20 protein-coding genes and 1 tRNA gene are annotated in these 18605 nt (G+C 62.2%); 5 read left to right on the forward strand and 16 right to left on the reverse strand.

The annotated features are described in order from the left end of the window. Positions 1–68: 68 nt before the first annotated feature. The 4 genes from QWJ46_RS07995 to rsfS all read right to left on the reverse strand — a co-directional run bounded on the left by QWJ46_RS07995 (position 69) and on the right by rsfS (position 4004). On the reverse strand, positions 69–1391 hold the full coding sequence (locus QWJ46_RS07995; protein ID WP_003543943.1) for a S41 family peptidase: 1323 nt from the start codon (positions 1389–1391) through the stop codon (positions 69–71). Beyond that, positions 1381–2781 (reverse strand): murein hydrolase activator EnvC, encoded by a 1401-nt coding sequence (locus QWJ46_RS08000; RefSeq protein WP_302750382.1) that lies wholly within the window; start codon positions 2779–2781, stop codon positions 1381–1383. Before QWJ46_RS08000 ends, QWJ46_RS07995 begins: the two co-directional genes overlap by 11 nt. Before the next feature lie 179 nt (positions 2782–2960). Continuing rightward, the gene (rlmH, locus tag QWJ46_RS08005; protein WP_302750384.1) at positions 2961–3443 is read right to left on the reverse strand and encodes a 23S rRNA (pseudouridine(1915)-N(3))-methyltransferase RlmH; all 483 of its coding nucleotides are present in this window, start codon (positions 3441–3443) and stop codon (positions 2961–2963) included. Positions 3444–3560: 117 nt separating this feature from the next. Continuing rightward, positions 3561–4004 (reverse strand): ribosome silencing factor, encoded by a 444-nt coding sequence (gene rsfS, locus QWJ46_RS08010; RefSeq protein ID WP_064696433.1) that lies wholly within the window; start codon positions 4002–4004, stop codon positions 3561–3563. A 209-nt stretch (positions 4005–4213) separates the two neighbouring features. On the opposite strand from rsfS, the gene QWJ46_RS08015 reads away from it, so the two are divergent. Next, positions 4214–4588 (forward strand): winged helix-turn-helix domain-containing protein, encoded by a 375-nt coding sequence (locus tag QWJ46_RS08015; protein WP_184454528.1) that lies wholly within the window; start codon positions 4214–4216, stop codon positions 4586–4588. On the opposite strand, the gene modC is transcribed toward QWJ46_RS08015, so the two are convergent. From modC to obgE, 7 genes are all read right to left on the reverse strand, one after another. Next, positions 4589–5656 carry a molybdenum ABC transporter ATP-binding protein gene (modC, locus tag QWJ46_RS08020; RefSeq protein ID WP_302750387.1) on the reverse strand — a complete coding sequence of 356 codons (1068 nt, stop codon included), beginning with the start codon at positions 5654–5656 and terminating at the stop codon, positions 4589–4591. Then, positions 5653–6354, reverse strand: coding sequence for a molybdate ABC transporter permease subunit (gene modB / locus QWJ46_RS08025; protein ID WP_302750388.1), 702 nt, complete (start codon positions 6352–6354; stop codon positions 5653–5655). The genes modC and modB overlap by 4 nt, the downstream gene beginning before the upstream one ends. A 270-nt stretch (positions 6355–6624) precedes the next feature. Next, positions 6625–7416 carry a molybdate ABC transporter substrate-binding protein gene (modA, locus tag QWJ46_RS08030; protein WP_302750390.1) on the reverse strand — a complete coding sequence of 264 codons (792 nt, stop codon included), beginning with the start codon at positions 7414–7416 and terminating at the stop codon, positions 6625–6627. Positions 7417–7893: 477 nt separating this feature from the next. Then, a complete protein-coding gene (locus QWJ46_RS08035; protein ID WP_302750878.1) occupies positions 7894–8493 on the reverse strand; it encodes a nicotinate-nucleotide adenylyltransferase in 600 nt (199 codons plus the stop codon). A 37-nt stretch (positions 8494–8530) separates the two neighbouring features. Then, positions 8531–9814 carry a glutamate-5-semialdehyde dehydrogenase gene (locus QWJ46_RS08040; protein WP_302750392.1) on the reverse strand — a complete coding sequence of 428 codons (1284 nt, stop codon included), beginning with the start codon at positions 9812–9814 and terminating at the stop codon, positions 8531–8533. Next, entirely contained in the window at positions 9807–10976 is a 1170-nt protein-coding gene (proB, locus tag QWJ46_RS08045) for a glutamate 5-kinase (protein ID WP_302750394.1), read from the reverse strand. Before proB ends, QWJ46_RS08040 begins: the two co-directional genes overlap by 8 nt. Beyond that, a complete protein-coding gene (obgE, locus tag QWJ46_RS08050; protein WP_184454540.1) occupies positions 10963–12051 on the reverse strand; it encodes a GTPase ObgE in 1089 nt (362 codons plus the stop codon). The genes proB and obgE overlap by 14 nt, the downstream gene beginning before the upstream one ends. Positions 12052–12135: 84 nt before the next feature. Between obgE and QWJ46_RS08055 the strand changes: the two genes are divergently transcribed. Then, a complete protein-coding gene (locus QWJ46_RS08055; RefSeq protein WP_302750397.1) occupies positions 12136–13002 on the forward strand; it encodes an endonuclease/exonuclease/phosphatase family protein in 867 nt (288 codons plus the stop codon). Between the two features lie 37 nt (positions 13003–13039). Here QWJ46_RS08055 and QWJ46_RS08060 read toward each other — a convergent pair whose 3' ends face one another. The 4 genes from QWJ46_RS08060 to rplU all read right to left on the reverse strand — a co-directional run bounded on the left by QWJ46_RS08060 (position 13040) and on the right by rplU (position 15027). Then, positions 13040–13627, reverse strand: a complete 588-nt coding sequence (locus QWJ46_RS08060) for a GNAT family N-acetyltransferase (protein ID WP_302750399.1) — start codon at positions 13625–13627, stop codon at positions 13040–13042. After that, positions 13624–14280: a GNAT family N-acetyltransferase gene (locus QWJ46_RS08065; RefSeq protein WP_011427247.1), complete on the reverse strand. Its 657-nt coding sequence runs from the start codon at positions 14278–14280 to the stop codon at positions 13624–13626. The genes QWJ46_RS08060 and QWJ46_RS08065 overlap by 4 nt, the downstream gene beginning before the upstream one ends. 125 nt (positions 14281–14405) lie before the next feature. Continuing rightward, positions 14406–14675 carry a 50S ribosomal protein L27 gene (gene rpmA, locus QWJ46_RS08070; protein ID WP_302750403.1) on the reverse strand — a complete coding sequence of 90 codons (270 nt, stop codon included), beginning with the start codon at positions 14673–14675 and terminating at the stop codon, positions 14406–14408. A gap of 34 nt (positions 14676–14709) precedes the next feature. Then, positions 14710–15027, reverse strand: a complete 318-nt coding sequence (rplU, locus tag QWJ46_RS08075; protein ID WP_007824851.1) for a 50S ribosomal protein L21 — start codon at positions 15025–15027, stop codon at positions 14710–14712. A 301-nt stretch (positions 15028–15328) separates the two neighbouring features. Here rplU and QWJ46_RS08080 point away from each other — a divergent pair. Continuing rightward, positions 15329–15418 (forward strand) — tRNA-Ser (locus QWJ46_RS08080). A gap of 71 nt (positions 15419–15489) precedes the next feature. Here the strand turns inward: QWJ46_RS08080 and QWJ46_RS08085 are convergent. After that, positions 15490–16104 (reverse strand): TetR/AcrR family transcriptional regulator, encoded by a 615-nt coding sequence (locus QWJ46_RS08085; RefSeq protein WP_302750406.1) that lies wholly within the window; start codon positions 16102–16104, stop codon positions 15490–15492. Positions 16105–16177: 73 nt separating this feature from the next. Between QWJ46_RS08085 and QWJ46_RS08090 the strand changes: the two genes are divergently transcribed. Both QWJ46_RS08090 and QWJ46_RS08095 read left to right on the forward strand, forming a co-directional pair. Then, positions 16178–16927: an NIPSNAP family protein gene (locus QWJ46_RS08090; RefSeq protein ID WP_302750408.1), complete on the forward strand. Its 750-nt coding sequence runs from the start codon at positions 16178–16180 to the stop codon at positions 16925–16927. Positions 16928–17150: 223 nt separating this feature from the next. Then, positions 17151–18593 carry a M81 family metallopeptidase gene (locus QWJ46_RS08095; RefSeq protein WP_302750409.1) on the forward strand — a complete coding sequence of 481 codons (1443 nt, stop codon included), beginning with the start codon at positions 17151–17153 and terminating at the stop codon, positions 18591–18593. Positions 18594–18605 lie beyond the last annotated feature (12 nt).

An 18605-nucleotide genomic window follows, 5' to 3' on the forward strand; every position in this document is an offset into this window, starting at 1 on the left:
CCCGCTCCAAACCGGGAAACAGCAGAAAGGGTCAAGGCCGGGCGAGTGCCCGGCCTTGCAATGATCGATTACTTGGCGACGACGGCCTTGTCCGGGTTCGGCGGGAAGGCCGGATCAGTCTTCTTGCCGCGCAGCAGGTCGAGCGCGTAGTTCAGCTGAACGTCATCCTTCGGGTCCGGCGGCACATAGGCGACGGAGCCCGAACCCTCGTCGGTTTCGCTCTGGCCCTTGATGTGGCCACGCAGGCTGGATTCGCCTTCGGTCACCATCTTGCCCTGCAGTTCCTCCGGCAGCGGCTCCTCGACCTTGATGTCAGGGGTGATGCCGGTGCCCTGGATCGAGCGGCCCGACGGCGTGTAATAGAGCGCTGTGGTCAGGCGCAGCGCGCCGTTTTCGCCGAGCGGAATGATCGTCTGGACCGAACCTTTGCCGAAGGAGCGGGTGCCGAGAACGGTGGCACGGCGCAGATCCTGAAGAGCGCCGGCGACGATTTCCGATGCGGAAGCCGAACCGCCATTGATCAGCACGATGACCGGCTTGCCGTCCGTCAGATCGCCCGGGCCGGCATTGAAGCGGCGGGTTTCATCGGGATTGCGGCCGCGGGTCGAAACGACCTCGCCACGCTGCAGCAGCGCATCGGAGACGTTGATCGCCTGGTCGAGCAGGCCGCCCGGGTTGAGGCGCAGGTCAAGGACGTAACCCTTCAGCTTGTCGGCCGGAACGGTGTCCTTGATCTTCTTGATCGCCTTCTCCATGTCCGGATAGGTCTTTTCGGTGAAGGAGATGATGCGGAGGTAACCGACATCGTCCTCGACGCGCGACTTGACGGCCTGGACGGCGACGACATCCCGGACGATCGTCAGCTCGATCGGCTTGTCGGCGCCCTTGCGGATCAGCGTCAGCTTGATCGGGGTGTTGACGGCGCCGCGCATCTTCTCGACGGCGTCTTCCAGCTTCAGGCCGCGAACGGACTGCCCGTCGATCTCGGAGATATAGTCGCCGGCGAGAACGCCAGCCTTGGCGGCGGGCGTGTCATCGATCGGGGTGATGACCTTGACGAGCTCGTCTTCCATCGTGACTTCGATGCCGAGACCGCCGAACTCACCCTTCGTCTGGGTGCGCATATCTTCGGCGTCCTTCGCATTCATGTAGCTCGAATGCGGGTCGAGCGAAGACAGCATGCCGTTGATGGCATTCTCGATCAGCTTGTCCTCGGCCGGCGGCGTGACGTACTGGGCGCGCACGCGTTCGAAGACATCGCCGAATACCGACAGTTCCTTGTAGGTGGAGGATCCGGCTGCTTCTGCCGGCACACCTGCCGAATAAATGACGCTCATCGCGGTCGCACCCATCAATGCGCCGACCAGAACAAGAGAAGCCCTACGAATCATTGCGTGCCTTTCCAGTGTCCTTGGCGGTCCACCACGGTCGGGAATCGACCGGTTTACCGTCTTTTCGAAATTCAATGTAAAGCGTTGGCCGGTCCGTTTCCAGCGCCAATGCAGTTGCGCTCGCCACTCTTTTCGCTCCCATCACGGCGAGCGGTTCGCCCGAGAAAACGAATTTTCCCTGACGGGTATTGATCGTATCCATTCCCGAGAGAACCAGGTGGTATCCGTCGCCCGCGTCGAGAATGATCATCTGACCGTAACTGCGGAAAGCGCCGGCAAAAACCACCAGGCCATCGGCAGGCGCCGTCACCACTGTCTCCGGATTGGTGGCGACCGTCATTCCCATGGCTTCATGCCCGGTGCCATCGGCATCGCCGAACTGGCGGAGGACATCGCCGGCCACGGGCAGTTCCAATTTCGCCTTCAATTCTGCGAAGGGATATGCGGGCGCAATGCGGTTTTTATCGGGCACACCGCTCTCGGCCAGCGCCTTCGCCTGAGCCCGCTGCTCGTCGGTCAAGAGCTTGCGGTTTTCCTCGGCCTGGCGGGCGGCGGCGGCCGCTTCGCGGACCGAGGCAATCTCCGATTCCATCGAGGCGACGAGGCCTTCGAGGCTGGTCGCCTTGCCCGCAAGTTCCTGCGAGCGTTTCCTTTCGGCCTCCAGTTCGGCGGCGTTGCTGCGGCTGAGCTTGTCATTTTCGGCAAGCAGCAGGTCCATGCGCCGCTCTTCCTCGATGCTGTCGGTCATCGTCGCGGTGAGCTGGCTTTTCTCGGCGGCGCTTGCCGTCTGCAGCGCGGCCAGACTTGCGAGATCGGCGGCGAGCTTGTCGGTTTCCTTGCGGATGCCCGGTACGACGGCGCCGAGCAGGATGGCGCTGCGCACGGAAGCAAGCGCGTCGTCGGGTGTGACGAGCAAAGCCGGCGGCGGATTGCGGCCCATGCGTTGGAGTGCCGCCAGCACCTCGGCCAACAGGCCGCGGCGTTCATGCAGGGAACGGCGGATGCCATCCTGCTTGACGCCGAGGTCGGCAAGCTTCTTCTCGCTTTCGAGGATCTGCTTTTCCAGTCCCTTGCGGCGGGCGGCGGAATCGATCAGCGCCTGGCGAATGCTCTGCGTGCTCTTCTCCAGATTGGCGATACTCTGCTGGAGTTCGCTCACCTTGTCGGAGGACAGGCTGATCGTCTTCGACAGGGTTTCGAGCTCGGCGCGGGTCTGATCGCGTTTGGCGGCGAGCTCGGCGGCCGGATCGGGCGGCGGCGGCTCGGCTGCCGGCGGGTGTGAAGATTGCGCCGCTTCCGGGGCGGCATCCTGGGCCCGGACCGAAAACGGGTTTGTCGAGACGAGGATGACCGCAACACCGAAACCGGCCGCAAGTGCCGGCAGGATCATGCGGTGTCGCCTGGTTGGAGTCGTCGTCATGCGTGTCCGGGCACTCTCTCAAATCGCGCGGAGACTAAGCTGATTTGGCACGCTTTGCCAGAAAGTTTGCAGAAGAAAGCCTGCCTGCGCAAAACACGGCTGCGTGACAATGCGACGCATAGCCAAAGCCATGGACCGAGCCTGAATGGTCAGACGCGGTGATAGGGGTGGCCGGACAAGATGGTGACGGCGCGGTAGAGCTGCTCGGCGATCAGCGTGCGCACGAGTTGGTGCGGCCAGGTCATTTTTCCCAAGCAAAGCGTGGCGTCGGCCCGGTCGTAAAGGGCGGGATCGAGGCCGTCGGCTCCGCCGATTGCGATCGTCAGCTCACGTTTGCCCTGGTCGCGGTAGCTGCCGAGCAGGTTTGCGAAGGCTTCGCTGTCGAGCGCCTTGCCGCGTTCGTCGAGGAGGATGAGAACACTGCCGTCGGCCAGTGATTTCGAAAGCATCGCCGCTTCGTCGCGCTTGCGGGTCTCTGCATTGGAGGCGCGGCTTTCGCCAACTTCGGCAACACGGGTGAATTCGAGGCCGACCGCAGGGCCGGCCTTGGCAAAACGATCGAGGTAACGGGCCACAAGATCCTTTTCGGGGCCGGACTTCAGCCGTCCCACCGCAAAAAGGCCAATTCGCATTTCCCCGCTCCTGCTCGTGACGGCATTTCAGGCACACGATGCACCGCAGCCGGCTTCTCATGTGTTCCGGCCAGTCAAATGCCGCATCTCAGGCGCCGGGCGATGCCGGCCCGCCTGTCAGTGCCGTGTTTCTTCATCCATATCCGGAGCCGCCCACATCTTCTCGATGTTGTAGAACTCGCGGATTTCGGGGCGGAACACATGCACGATGATGTCACCGGTGTCGATCAGGATCCAGTCGCCGCCCTCCTGACCTTCGACGCGGGCCGTACCGAAGCCTTCGTCCTTGAGATCGGTGAGCAGGTGATCCGAGATCGCCAGGACATGCCTGTTCGAGCGACCGGAGACGACAATCATGTAGTCTCCAAGCGCCGATTTTCCGGCAATGTCGATGGTGACGATATCTTCAGCTTTGGAGTCCTCAAGGCTGGTGAGGACGGCTTCTAAGGCGCGGGCAGCGGCATCGGCGCCACGTTCCGCACTCTTCGGGACAACGGCAAGCGTTTTTCCCTTGGCGTGTACTGTTGTCAGTTTTTTCCCTTTCCTGGAATGACAAACCATGCACAACACGAGATCCGATGAGGACCGGATCATGGTTAAGATAGGCATCAAACCATTAATGTTTCAAGACGTGCTAAGATACAGAGCGTCGGAAAATCCGATCTGGCGTCCGAATTGAAGAATATTGCCGCTCGGGCTGCTTGTGCGGTCGGTGTACAGTTTCCGTGCCGGGGCGTAAAGTGCGGCAAATTCCTCGATTTCTCGATTCGATGACCGACCCCGCCGCAAAGACACCTGTTCCCGTCCTGCGAATCAGCTTCCCGAATGAGCATCGTCTCGGTCACGGCAAGATAGAGCTGCTGGAGCATATCCGCGCGACCGGATCGATCTCGGCGGCCGGGCGGGCGATGGACATGTCCTATCGCCGAGCTTGGCTGCTCGTCAGCGAGATGAACCGGATGTTCTCAGAACAGGTGGTGGAGCCGCAACGCGGCGGGCAGAAGGGCGGCGGTGCGGCGTTGACGCCGTTTGGCGAAGAATTGCTCGCGCGGTTTCGCCGGATGGAAAAGACCCTCCGCGCAAGTCTTGCCGAGGACCTCGCCTGGCTCGAAGCCAAGAGCATGTCACTTGGCGAGCACGGTTGATCAGCCTTCCAGGGCAACCGTTTTGATGATGGCGAAGATGGTCTTGCCGGGCCGGAGATCGAGGCGCTCGCAGGACAGTGCGGTGATGCGGGAGAGAACGGTGTCGCCGTCGCAATCGAGCCGGATTTCGACCGTTCCGTCGTCGTCCGGCGCCATGTCTTCGATTCTGCCTTCAAGAATGTTCAGCGCGCTCAGGCCCTCGGGCCTTGCGGTCGCCAGCATGACATCGCGGGAAGGAATGCGGATGCGGACCGATCTGCCTGATGCAAGGGCGGTACCGGGAATATGCAGCCGGTTGGATTTCAGGGCGACGATCGACAGGCGATGGCGCGCGTCGAAGCTCTCGACAGTGCCTTCGAGCAGCGCGCCCGCCTCTTTGCGGTCGGAGGCCGCAGAGGCATGGCTCAATATGTCGACGGCGGGACCCGTCGCCTCCACTTTGCCGTCGTGCATGATTACGACCTGGTTTGCCAGCCGCGCCACCTCGGCAATCGCATGGCTGACATAGACGATCGGGATTTCGGTCTCATCCCGCAACCGCTCGAGATAGGGCAGGATCTCGGCCTTGCGCGCCTCGTCGAGGGCGGCGAGCGGCTCGTCCATCAAGAGCAGGCGGGGTGAGGAGAGAAGGGCGCGGCCGATCGCGACCCGCTGTCTTTCACCGCCGGAAAGTTTTGTCGGGCTGCGTTCCAACAGCGTCTCGATGCCGAGCAGGTCGATGATATGATCGAAGCTCTCGCGGCGCGCCGCCTTTGGGGCAAACCAGCGGCCGTAGGAAAGATTGGCGCGGACGCTCAAATGCGGAAACAGCCGTGCCTCCTGGAAGACATAACCGAAACGGCGACGGTGTTTCGGGACGAAGATCCCAGCTGCGGTTTCGGTCAAGGTTTCGCCGTCAAGTGCGACGCGGCCCTCATCCGGCCGGGCGAGACCGGCAATGATGCGGATCAGTGAGGTCTTGCCGGAGCCGGAGCGGCCGAACAATGCGGTCACACCGCCTTCGGAGGTGAAGGCCGCGTCGAGCGAAAAGGCGCCTAGTCTTTGTTTTGCCTGGACGATCAGGGTCATTCCGGATCGATCCTTCGGCCGGCGAGACGAGCGAGCAATTCGGAGGCGAGCACGGCAGCCATGGAAATGACGATGGCGACCAGCGTCAGCCGCAGCGCGCCGGCATCGCCGCCCGGCACCTGGGTAAAGGTGTAGATCGCGGACGACAGGGTCTGGGTCTCGCCGGGAATATTCGAGACGAAGGTGATTGTCGCGCCGAACTCCCCCATCGCCTTGGCGAAGGAGAGGATCATGCCGGCGATGATGCCCGGCAGGGTCAGCGGCAGGGTGATCGTCAGGAAAATCCAGACAGGGCCGGCGCCGAGCGTTCCGGCCGCCTCCTCCAGCTTGCGGTCAACTGCCTCGATCGACAGGCGGATGCTGCGCACCATCAGCGGAAAGGCCATGACGGCGCAGGCAAGCGCGGCGCCCGTCCAGCGGAAGGAGAAGACGATGCCGAAATGCTGGTCGAGCAGGCTGCCGATCGGACCGCGGCGGCCGAAAAGGATGAGAAGAAGGAAACCGGTGACGACGGGGGGCAGGATCAGCGGCAGGTGAACGATGCCGTTCAGCACCGACTTGCCCCAGAAACGGCCGCGGGCCAAGAGCAGGGCAACGAGGATGCCGAAGGGCAGGCTCGCCAGCATCGCGACGATAGACACGCGCAGGCTGAGCAGGATCGCCGTCCATTCCTCATCGCTCAGGCCGAATATGTTCAACTGCAGTCGTCTCCCTGGAAAATCCGGCATCATCCGACGCCTGCCCCTCATCCGCCTGCCGGCACCTTCTCGCGGCCCGCGGGGCGCAGGGGGATCGCCGCAACCTCTCCGTCCCTCGCTAACGTCTCGCAGGGCACGTCCCCTCTCCCTGCGAGCGGGGAGAGGGTTAGGGTGAGGGGCAGCCGTGGCTTGGTGCCTAACACCTGCTGTACATCAACCAATTGCAGTGCTCGGGACAAGCCCGAGCATGATGAAACATTAGCTGGCCGACTATTTCAGAATAGTGAAACCCTGCGCCGCGAAGAAAGCGGCTGCCTTGTCCGACTTCAGAAAATCGAGATAGGCAGCTGCATCCGGGTTCTTGCTCTCGGCAAGCATCGCGACCGGATAGATGATCGGCGGGTGGGAGTCGGCCGGGAAGGTGCCGACGATGGCGACACCCTTATCGGCCGCCGCGTCGGTCTGGTAGACGATGCCGTAAGGCGCTTCGCCACGGGAGACCAGGGCGAGGGCGGCGCGCACGCTTTCGGCACCGGCGACCTTGCTTTCGACCGATGTCCAGACGCCGAGTTTTTCGAGTGCGGCCATGCCGTATTTGCCTGCCGGAACCGATTTCGGCTGACCCATGGCAAGCCTGCCGTCACCGAGCAAAGCGGCGAGATCGAAACCCTGTTTGATCTCGACCGGCTTAGCCTTGTCCTTTTCGGCCACGAGCACGATCCGGTTTCCGAGCAGGTCCGAACGGCTGTCGGCTTTGATCAGCTTCTTCTCCGCGAGATAATCCATCCAATCGCGATCCGCCGAAATGAAGATATCGGCCGGGGCAGCGTTTTCAATCTGCTTGGCAAGCGCCCCGCTCGCCGCATAGGAGGCGACGGCTTCCTTGCTGCTTTCCCTGGCCCAGGCGGCATTGGCGGCGTCGAGCGCGTTCTTGAGGCTCGCCGCGGCAAAGACGGTCAGTTTTTCAGCGGCTGAGGCCGGCGCCGGCAGCGCTGCCGCGCCTAACCAGAGAGCCGCGATCGCGGCGGTTGCCAGTTTCATCCATCGGCCGCGGTTCTGCATGCTTTCACTCACCAGGATTCGAAATATTTTAAGGAATATAACGAGGCTCATGGTTTTGCTAGGGATATATCCAAGAAAATATAACCGTATCGATGGACAATCGGCCTAGCCTTTTCATGAGGTGCATTGCTTTCTGAGAAGAAGATGGGCTGCAATGAGCCGCGGATCGCGATCGGTCCGCCGGAGGACTGCAGGGGCAAAGACGCTGTTTTCAGGGCTTGCCGATTAAAACGGCAGCGTTCCAGGGCTTCGCATCCGCAGTATTGCATCGTCCGCATTGCTGCATTGCACAAAATGATATTCACCTTCCCGCGGAATATGGTACAACACATCCATCGAAACGGCTTTCTCCTCCTCCCATAGCCGTTCGACAGGATCGGCAACACTCCTCCTCCCAGTTGTCGATCGAGTTTATAAGCCCGACGGATCTCCTCCCCCGTCGGGCTTTCTCGTTTCCGGGATTTCCTTGAAAATCAACTATCCGACTGCGCAGGGCAATGCGCCGTTGCGGATGGCCGTCGAGCTCAGGCCGGAGCGCGGCCCGTGGATGAAGGTCCAGGCCGGCGCTCGCTTCTTCCAGAGAACACGTGCGTCGTCTTCGTCGATGCGGGCGAAATCGAAGGTCCGCGTCATTTTCGACGAGAGGTAGGAGAGCGTCGCGCCCGGCCGGTCGATTACAGCGATCGGGAAGGTGCGGGCGATCTCCTGCCATTTCTGCCATTTGTGAAAGGTCTGCAGGCTGTCGGCGCCCATGATCCAGATGAAATGTACATGCGGATTGCGGGCCTTGATGCGGGCCAGCGTGTTAGCGGTATAGCTGACGCCGAGCGCCTGCTCGAAAGCCGTGACCTTGATGCGCGGATCGGCGGCGACACGCTCGCTTTCGGCAATGCGCTCGGCGAGCGGCGCGAGAAGATTGCGGCTTTTCAGCGGGTTGCCGGGAGTCACCATCCACCAGAGCTGGTCGAGACCGAGCCGCTTGATGGCAATTTCGGCGACGAGCGCATGGCCCTCATGCGGCGGATTGAACGACCCGCCGAACAGACCGACGACCATGCCGCGCTCGCTGTGCGGCATGCGGAGATAACGTCGGTCTAGCTTATCCGTCGTCACGTCAGGGTCGGGTCTGTCCGGCACCGCGCACCCGGTATTTGAAGGAGGTCAGCTGTTCGACACCGACGGGGCCGCGGGCATGCATCTTGCCGGTGGCGATGCCGATTTCCGCACCCATGCCGAACTCGCCGCCGTCGGCGAACTGGGTCGAGGCGTTGTGCAGCAGGATCGCCGAATCGACTTCGGTGAAGAAACGTTCGACGACAGCAGGATCCTCGGCGATGACGGCCTCGGTGTGGTTGGACGAATATTTCTGGATATGGGCGATCGCGCCCGATATGCCGTCGACCACAGCGACCGAGATGATCGCGTCGAGATATTCGGTCGACCAGTCCTCCTCCGTCGCGGGCTTGAGGCCGGGCGCAACCTTCAGCACCGCCGCCGAAGCGCGGATCTCGCAGCCGGCGCCGGTCAGCACCTCAAGCAGTGGCGTCAGATGCGTGCCGACTGCAGCACCATCGACGAGCAGCGTCTCGGCCGCCCCGCAGATGCCGGTGCGGCGCATCTTGGCGTTGACGACGATCTTCTTCGCCATCTCAATATCAGCCGATGCATCGACATAGATGTGGCACAGGCCTTCGAGATGCGCGAAGACCGGCACGCGCGCTTCGCTCTGGACGCGGGCTACCAGGCTCTTGCCGCCGCGCGGCACGATGACGTCGATTGCACCCTCGAGGCCGCGCAGCATGGCGCCGACGGCGGCGCGGTCGGTGACCGGAACGAGCTGGATCGCATGCTCCGGAAGTCCCGCCGCCTTCAGGCCTTCGACCATGCAGGCATGGATAGCATGCGATGAACGGCGCGAATCCGAGCCGCAGCGCAGGATGACCGCATTGCCTGCCTTGAGGCAGAGCGCGCCGGCATCGGCCGTGACGTTCGGCCGGCTTTCGAAAATGACGCCGATGACGCCGAGCGGCGTGCGGACGCGCTCAATCTTCAGGCCGTTCGGCCGGTCCCAGGCGGCGATGACTTCGCCGACCGGATCGGCAAGGGCGGCGATGGCGCGGATTCCTTCGGCCATCTCGGCAATGCGCTTTTCGTTCAGCGTCAACCGGTCGACGAAGGAGGCAAGCGTTTCGCTGCCTTCGATTTCTTTGAGATCCTTGGCGTTTTCGGCCAAGATATGCGCCTTGTTCGCCAGGATCGCGTCGGCCATGGCGTTCAGGGCCTTGTTCTTCGCCTCGGTGGAGGCAAAGCCCAACGGTCGCGCTGATGCCTTCGCCTTGCGGCCGATGTCGTTCATCAGCGCATCAATTTCAGGGCCCGGCGCAACGGTATCAAGCATAGCTCGCGTCCTTCTTCTGCCTTTCCGATTTCGACCGGATCTGCGCGTTCGTCACCATATCGTCGCGATGGACCATGGCGGCGCGCCCGGCATAACCGAGAATGGCCGCGATCTCCGCCGATTTGCGGCCGGCGATGCGGCGGGCGTCCTCGGCATCGTAGCTTACCAGGCCGCGGGCGATCTCGCGGCCTGCAGGGCCGATGATCGCCACGGTGTCGCCGCGGCTGAAGAGGCCGGAAATGCTGCGCACGCCGGCCGGAAGCAGGCTCTTGCCGGCGCCGAGCGCCGTGACGGCGCCGTCATCGACATGCAGTTCGCCCGCCGGCTGCAACTGACCGGCGATCCAGATCTTGCGCGCGGTGACGGGCGTTCCGGAGGGGGCGAACCAGGAGGAACGGGCGCCGTTTTCGATTTCCGAGAGCGGGCTGTCGGTCTTGCCCGAGGCGATGATCATGGCGCAGCCCGAGGCAGTCGCGATCTTGCCGGCATCGATCTTGGTGCGCATGCCGCCGCGCGAAAGCTCGGAGGCGGCGCCGCCGGCCATCGCCTCGATCTCCGGGGTGATTTCGGCGATCGTCTCCAGGAAGGTCGCATTCGGATCGAGATGCGGCGGCGCGGTATAGAGGCCGTCGATATCGGAGAGAAGGATGAGCAGGTCGGCGCCGGTCATCGTCGCCACGCGGGCGGCCAGCCGGTCGTTGTCGCCATAGCGGATTTCGCTGGTCGCGACCGTGTCGTTCTCGTTGATAATAGGCACGGCGCCGATCTTCAGCAGCTGATTGATGGTGGCGCGCGCGTTGAGATAGCGGCGGCGCTCCTCGGTATCGCCGAGCGTCAACAGGATCTGGCCGGCGACGATCTCGTCGCGCGACAGGCTCTCCGACCAGGCGCGCGCCAGCGCGATCTGGCCGACGGCGGCGGCGGCTTGGCTTTCCTCCAGTTTCAGCGCCCCCGAGGGCAGGTCGAGCACCGAGCGGCCGAGCGCGATGGCTCCTGATGAAACGACGAGCACGTCGATACCCTTGGCCTTCAGGCCTGATATATCGGCGCACATGGCATCGAGCCAGGCGTTCTTCAGCCCGGCCTTGCGATCGACCAGCAGGGCAGAGCCGATCTTGATGACGATGCGGCGGTAGCGGCCGAGCGGCTTACGGCTGGTCATCGGCCCCATCCTCGTCCGTGCCGTCTTCACTGACGACCATGTCGCGATGCCGGAGTTTCGGCGCCTTGGCCGGCTTCTCCTCGGCATTGTTCTCGACGATGATGTCGCGCAGTGCACGCAGAACCTCGGTCATACCCCTGCCGGTAACGGCCGAGATCTGGAAGGGGGTCTTGCCGCAGGCCCTGGCCAGTTCCTTCGTCTTCTTCTTCAGTTCGGCCTCGTCGAGCACGTCGATCTGCGACAGCGCCACGATTTCGGCCTTGTCGGTCAACTCGTTGCCGTAGGCTTCGAGCTCGTGTTTGACCGTCTTATAGGCCTTGCCGACCTTTTCTTCCTGGGCGGAAACGAGGTGGAGCAGCACGCGGGTGCGCTCGACATGGCCGAGGAAACGGTCGCCGATGCCGACACCTTCATGGGCGCCTTCGATCAGGCCCGGAATATCGGCAAGAATGAACTCCCGCTCGTCGATGGTGGCAACGCCGAGATTGGGGTGCAGCGTGGTGAAGGGGTAGTTGGCGATCTTCGGCCGGGCGCGGGTAACCGATGCCAGGAAGGTCGACTTGCCGGCATTGGGCAGGCCGACTAGGCCGGCATCGGCAATCAGTTTCAGCCGCAGCCAGATGGTTTTTTCCTCGCCGGGCAGGCCGGGATTGGCCCAATCCGGCGCCTGATTGACCGAGGTCTTGAAATGGGCGTTGCCGAAGCCGCCATTGCCGCCATGGGCGAGGCAGTAACGCTGGCCTTCCTCGGTCAGGTCGCAGATCATCGTTTCCCGGTCTTCCTCGAAGATCTGGGTTCCCACCGGGACCTTCAACGTCACGTCGCCGCCGTTGGCGCCGGTGCGGTTGCGGCCCATGCCATGGGTGCCGATCGTCGCCTTGAAATGCTGCTGGTAGCGGAAATCGATCAGCGTGTTGAGGCCGTTGACGGCCTCGACCCAGACATCACCGCCGCGTCCGCCGTCACCGCCATCGGGGCCGCCGAACTCGATGAATTTCTCGCGCCGGAAGGAAACGCTGCCCGCGCCGCCATCTCCGGATCGGATATAGACCTTTGCTTCGTCGAGAAATTTCATTTTACTTCCAATATTCCGTGGCAGTTGGACGGCCCGTCTTGGCCCATTCGATATAGGCGGTTCCGACGGAGGTCAAAGATTATCGTGAATTTCGTGAGCTATAACATACAGTACGGCTTCGGTCTCGACGGCCGATACGATCTGGCGCGGATTGCCCGGAGCCTCGAAGGCGCCGATGTCATCGCGCTGCAGGAGGTGACCCGCGGTTTCTGGCGCAACGGTTTTGCCGACATGGTGGCCGAGATTGCCGCTTTGTTTCCCGACCATTTCTGGGCGTATGGGCCGGCCTGCGACATACATATCGATGGGGGTGAAGGCGGCCTGCAGCCGGCGCGCGGAACGCGTTTTCAGTTCGGCAATATGGTGCTGTCGCGCTGGCCGATCCTGTCGACGCGGACGCTGCTTCTGCCACGCAGCCGGACGATCGCCAAGATCAACCTGCAGCGCGGCGCAACCGAGGCGCTGATCGCCCTCCCGGGCGGCGCGATCCGTCTCTACTCCGTGCATCTCGACCATGTCTCGGCCGACGAGCGCATCCGCCAGCTGCAATTCTTGAACGTGCGTATCAACGCCTTCGTCGAGGAGGGCGGATCGCTGACCGGCGGTGGCGAGCTTGATCTGCCGGAGCTGCCGCTGCCAGAAGACTTTATGATCTTGGGCGACTTCAACATGGAGCCGGAATCGCCGGAATATTGTGCGCTTGCCGGCGCCGGCGGCGGCTATTACGGCCGCGTCGCCAGAATCGGCACGCCGATCGACGCCTTTGCGGCGCTCGGGGCTTATCGTCCGGGAGGCTACAGCTGGATGGACCCGGCAGATCACGGCAAACGCATGCATCTTGACTATTGTTTCGTCAGTTGCGGCCTGGAGGGCCGGTTGAAATCCGCGCGGATCGACACGCAATCCCTCGGCTCCGATCATTTTCCTGTCTGGGTCGAGATCGGCGATTGACGAAGACGCCGCCGAGCCGGCGGCGCCTCCTGTTTGACTAAGCCACCTTGCGCGGCTGCAGCGCGCCCGGCTGCAGCACGGTTTCGATGTGCGACACCATGGTGTTGCGGGCGAAACAATAGATTTCGCCGCAACCCGCCATGCGGAAACCGAGCTTCTCCTGCAATCGCAGCGAAGCCGGGTTGTCGGCGAAGACACCGGAATGGACAGGCGTCTCCGGCATGCGGCGCGAGAAGCGCTCGATGATCGCCGCCACCGCCTCGCTCATATAGCCGCGCCGCCAGTAGTAGCGGTTCAGCCAGTAGCCGAGATGCCAGCGGCCGTGGCGCAGCTCGATCGAGACGGTGCCGATATGGACATCGTCCTTGCCTGTTATCGCGAGCGACCAGTCCGGCAGGGTGCCTGACGTGACCGGCATCAGCCAGTCCAGCGCATCCTGCCTGTCGAACGGCGCGGGGACGCGGGAAAGCATGCGCGTTACCGCGAAATCGGACAGCGATTCCGCGATGGCGGGTGCGTCGCTCAGCCGGTGGGGGCGGAGCGTCAGCCGGGCAGTCGGGATGACCGGCGCGGGGCCGGGCATCATCGGACTGGTGCCCGGCCTTTGCAGTGCCGTCGTGCTCATGCGATGTTCCCCCAGCTTCTCAGCGACATCCAGGTCTTGCGGTCGAGCCTGTACCATTCCACAGGCACGTTGCTGCCGAGCGCGAGCGAGGCGGCAAGCCCCGAACCCTGGAACTGGAAACCGCACTTCTGGATGACACGCCGCGAGGCGACGTTCATCACCCGGCAACGGGCGTCGATCTGGTCGACGTCCTGCCGCGTCCGGAACACCATATCGACGAGGGCATGGCAGGCCTCGGTGGTGTAGCCCTGGTTCCAATAGGGCTCACCCAGCCAGTAACCGATCTCGACGGTCTTGCCGTCGCTATGCGGTTCCACGCCGCAGCACCCCATGAAGGCGCCGTTTTCGGCTTTGGTGATGGCATAGACGCACTTGCCAATCTCGCCATTTCGCGAACGCCAAACAAAGTCGGCGGCATCATTGGCGGTATAGGGGTGCGGCATACGCGATACCATGGTGGCGACTTTGGCGTTGTTGGCGAGATGGGCAAGGGCGTCGATGTCTTCTTCGTGGGGCGCGCGCATGACGAGCCGTTCCGATAACAAGACAGGGCAATCGGTCCTTAACCGCTCCGGCCTCAGCCGTTCCTTGGAAGACCGCTGGTCTTCCCGGGAAGACCGTGATTGGTCTACCCTTATCAATTCGCCTTGCATGTTCAGTCCTCCTGTTTGGACAAAGAAAAAGGGGAGATGGCGCCCCATCTCCCCTGTTTTCTGGACTGAACCTGGTACGGTCAGCCGGGTCGATGAGACGCCGGCTGTTTTTGAGCGCTACCGGCTTATTCCGCTGCTTCCGCTTTCGGCATGACAGACACGTAGACGCGACCGTTGGCCTTCGTTCGGTAGTCCACATTGCCGGCGGTAAGTGCAAAGATCGTGTGATCCTTGCCGAGGCCGACGTTGGAACCGGGATGCCACTGCGTACCGCGCTGACGCACGATGATGTTGCCTGCGATGACGGTTTCGCCGCCGAACTTCTTCACGCCAAGGCGCTTGGATTCGGAATCGCGACCGTTGCGCGAGGAACCGCCAGCTTTTTTATGTGCCATTGGAGTTCTCCTTTAAACCTGAAACCCGTTGATCTTACTTGGCAGCCACGATGTCCGTGATACGGACGACCGTGTGATGCTGGCGATGGCCGCGCGAACGCTTCGAATTCTGACGACGGCGCTTCTTGAAGGCGATGACCTTCTTGCCGCGGGTCTGGTCGACGACTTCCGCCTTGACGGAGGCGCCGGCTACGAAGGGCGCACCGATCGCCGCGTCGGCGCCTTCGCCGATCACGAGGACTTCGGTGAATTCAATGGAATCGCCAGCGGATGCTTCAAGCTTCTCGATGGTCAGCACGTCGTTGGCTGCCACACGGTACTGCTTACCGCCGGTCTTGATGACTGCGAACATTTTTTATCCTTTCATGTTCGTTCCAGCGCTCCCCGCTAAGCAGGTGGCTGTCTTTTTATCAGTCGAAGTTGAGCAGGGATTTCAGGGTACTGGCCCGGAATTCTGGTCTGCCGGTGAAACCCCGCGCGAGCGCGAGGCGGGCAAGGGGCGGACTACTCCACTCCTATTGCGGATGCGGGATACGCGAGTGACCGAAAGGTGTCAAGGCAAAAGGATGGAAAAGCTTGAGATTTCGGCTTGCCAACCTGTCATATGCCCGTTATGAGAACGCCCGCGCCGAACAAGCGCCGACCAAGACCGCGGAGAGGTGGCAGAGTGGTCGAATGCACCGCACTCGAAATGCGGCATACCTGCAAGGGTATCGTGGGTTCAAATCCCACCCTCTCCGCCATTCATCCACTTGTCCATTCCGGCTGCACAGTCTGATTTTTCCGGCGAAATCGGCTCGCCTCGATTCACCGGTCAAGGTCGACTGTAGTTCGCCGCCAGCAGCGCCGCCAGTTCGGCACGACAGTCGTTGAGCGGGCCGACATCCTGGCTTGTCTTTGCCATTGTCATGGCGCCGGAATAGGCGGCGATGACCAGCGTTGCGACTGTCCGTGGATTGAGCCCGATGGCGCGTTTTGCTTCCAGATCTGCCGCAAACTTGACGGAGAGCGCTTGATGCCAGGCTGCGAACACGGCATCGACAAGAACTCGCATTTCGGAGTCAGACTGGGAAACTTCCATTGCCATATTGTTGAGCGGACAACCGGAGACCCGGTCCTTTTGCGTCAGTTCGCCTATGATGGCTTCAAAAATCAGATCTATGGCGGTTGGCGCATCCGCACATCTGCGCAGCGGCTCGATCCATGTCTGCCGAACGGCGGCAGCGACGCGATCACGGATGACTGCAAGTCCGAGGTCGCGCTTTGCAGGGAAATGATGCGCCATCGCGCCGCCGGACACGAAAGCCCGCTCGCGCAGCTCCAGCATGCCGGTCGCGAGATAACCCTGCGTGACAAAGGCGTCATAGGCGGCATCGATGATCCGGCGGCGCACGCCTTCGGGGTCATTGGTTCTCTTGTTTTCGATCATTGTGTCTCACGTGAAATCGACCCTCACTCTAGCAGCTTGACAAAACAGGTCAATTGTCCTGTGATAAAACAGGATGATCGACCTGTCAGGAAAAACCATGGACCCTCACATCATATTCGAGCTTCGCCGCTATCGGCTTCTTACCGAGCGCAGAGAGGCATTGATCCGCCTGTTTGATCGCGAGTTCGTTGAGCCCCAGGAGGCGTTGGGCATGCGCGTCGAAGGGGAGTTTCGCGATCTCGGCGATCCCGATTGTTTTGTGTGGGTTCGCTCCTTCAAGAACATGGACGCCAGAACAGATTCGCTCGAATCCTTCTATTCGGGGCCGGTGTGGAAGGAGCATGGACCGGCCGCCAACGCGACAATGCTGAACTCGGACGATGTCCTGCTGCTGAAGCCGGCGGCCGGCGTTCTTCCGTTTGCGCATAACCTGCCACGGGAGAAAGAGGCGGAGCGCGCGGAAGCACAAGGGCTGATCGTCGTAAACATCTGTTCGCTCGCGCCCGGAACGGAAGAAGATTTTTCGGAATTTTTCCGCGACAGGGCGATGCCGGCCATGTTGGCCGCCGGTGCGCGGATCGAGGCGGTGTTTATGACCGAGCGAAGCAGGAACGGTTTTCCCCGCCTGCCGGTGCGCGAGGGAGAAACGGTGTTCGTCTGGTTTGAAGCTCACGCGGATCAAAGCGGTGCAGCCGCCTACCAGCATCGATTGCGGCAGAATCCGATCTGGACGGCGGAGATTTATCCATGGATGGACAGCCGGTGCTGGCGGAGTATCGATGTCGCACTGTTGTCGCCGACGTCGCGGTCGCTTTGCGCCTAGTGAGCGATCTTGCCCGCACGTCGACGCAATTTCTTCCCCGTCAGTCATCGAAAAGATATTTCAGGATCGACCCGGATCGATTTTGTCATGCAATGCGGTTGATCGGCACGTTTTGCGAACTATCATCAGGATCGGATAGTGGCGGCGCGTCCTCTCGCCTCCATCTTGATCTCATCGCCACCCATTCCGTCCTGATTGCTCCCACTATCAACCGAGGTTTCCCATGCGCATCGCCGTCGGTGGCATTCATACCGAATGCAGCACATACAATCCCGTTCTGAACGAGGAGAAGGATTTTCGGGTGTTGCGCGGGGAAGGGCTGCTGGAATCGCCCTATTTCGCTTTTCTGAAGGATTATGATGCCGAGTTCCTGCCGACGGTCCATGCCCGCGCCATTGCCGGCGGGCCGGTTTCGCGCGCCACCTATGAAGGCTTCAAGAGCGAATTTCTCGAGCGGCTGAAGCCGCTGCTGCCGCTCGACGGTCTCTACCTTGCCATGCACGGCGCCATGTATGTCGAGGGCATGGAGGATGCCGAAGGCGACTGGATCGGTGCGGCCCGCGCACTCGTCGGCGAGGAATGCACCGTCTCGGCAAGCTACGACCTGCACGGCAACGTCACCCAGCGCATCATTGATGCGCTCGACATCTACTCCACCTATCGCACCGCCCCGCATATCGATGTCGAAGAGACGATGCGCCGCTCGGTCTCGATGCTGGTCAAGAGCCTGAAAACCGGCGTGAGGCCGTTCGTCCTCTGGGCGCCGATCCCGGTCGTCCTGCCCGGCGAGCGCACCAGCACCGTCGATGAGCCGGCGAAGAGCCTCTATGCCAGGTTGCCCGAGATCGACGCGATGGATGGTGTCTGGGATGCGTCGCTGATGGTCGGTTACGTCTGGGCCGACGAACCGCGCGCCACGGCCGCCGCTATCATGACCGGCACCGACCGTGCCGTGCTGGAGCGTGAGGCGAAGCGCCTCGCCAAGGCCTATTGGGATGTTCGCGAAGACTTTGTCTTCGGCTGCGAGACCGGTTCGGTCGAGGAATGCGTTGTCAAAGCAATCGCCAGTCCGACCGCTCCCGTCGTGCTCGCCGAATCCGGCGACAATCCGACAGGTGGCGGCGTCGGGGACCGGGCCGATGTCCTGGCCGAGTTGATCGCCAAAGATGCTGACGGCGTCGTCTTTGCCGGTATCGCCGACAAGGCGGCGACCGAAGCCTGTTATGCCGCAGGTGTCGGTGCGCAGCTTGTCTTGAGCGTCGGCGCCTCGCTCGATAGCAAGGGCAGCAGACCGGTCAACGCGCGCTTCATCGTCAAATTCCTGCATGAGACCCCAGACCCCGCCGATCGGCAGGCAGTCGTTTCAATCGGTGGCATCGATCTCGTGCTGTCGGCCAAACGGCGGCCGTACCACACTATCGCCGACTTCACTCGGCTCGGCCTCGACCCGCATGGCGCCAGGATCATCGTCGTCAAATCGGGCTATCTCTCGCCGGAACTGGCGCCGATCGCCAATCCCAACCTGATGGCATTGTCGGAGGGCGTAGTCGATCAGTTCGTCGAGCGTCTGCCGCGGCTGCGCAAGCAGCGTCCGACCTATCCCTTCGACAAGGATTTTGCCTTCGAGCCGCAGGTCTTCCTCTCCGCGCGCTCGCCAGAGGCTTGAGTCCCAGCGATC

The organism is Rhizobium sp. CBN3, assembly GCF_030518245.1.
GTDB lineage: Bacteria > Pseudomonadota > Alphaproteobacteria > Rhizobiales > Rhizobiaceae > Rhizobium > Rhizobium aethiopicum_A.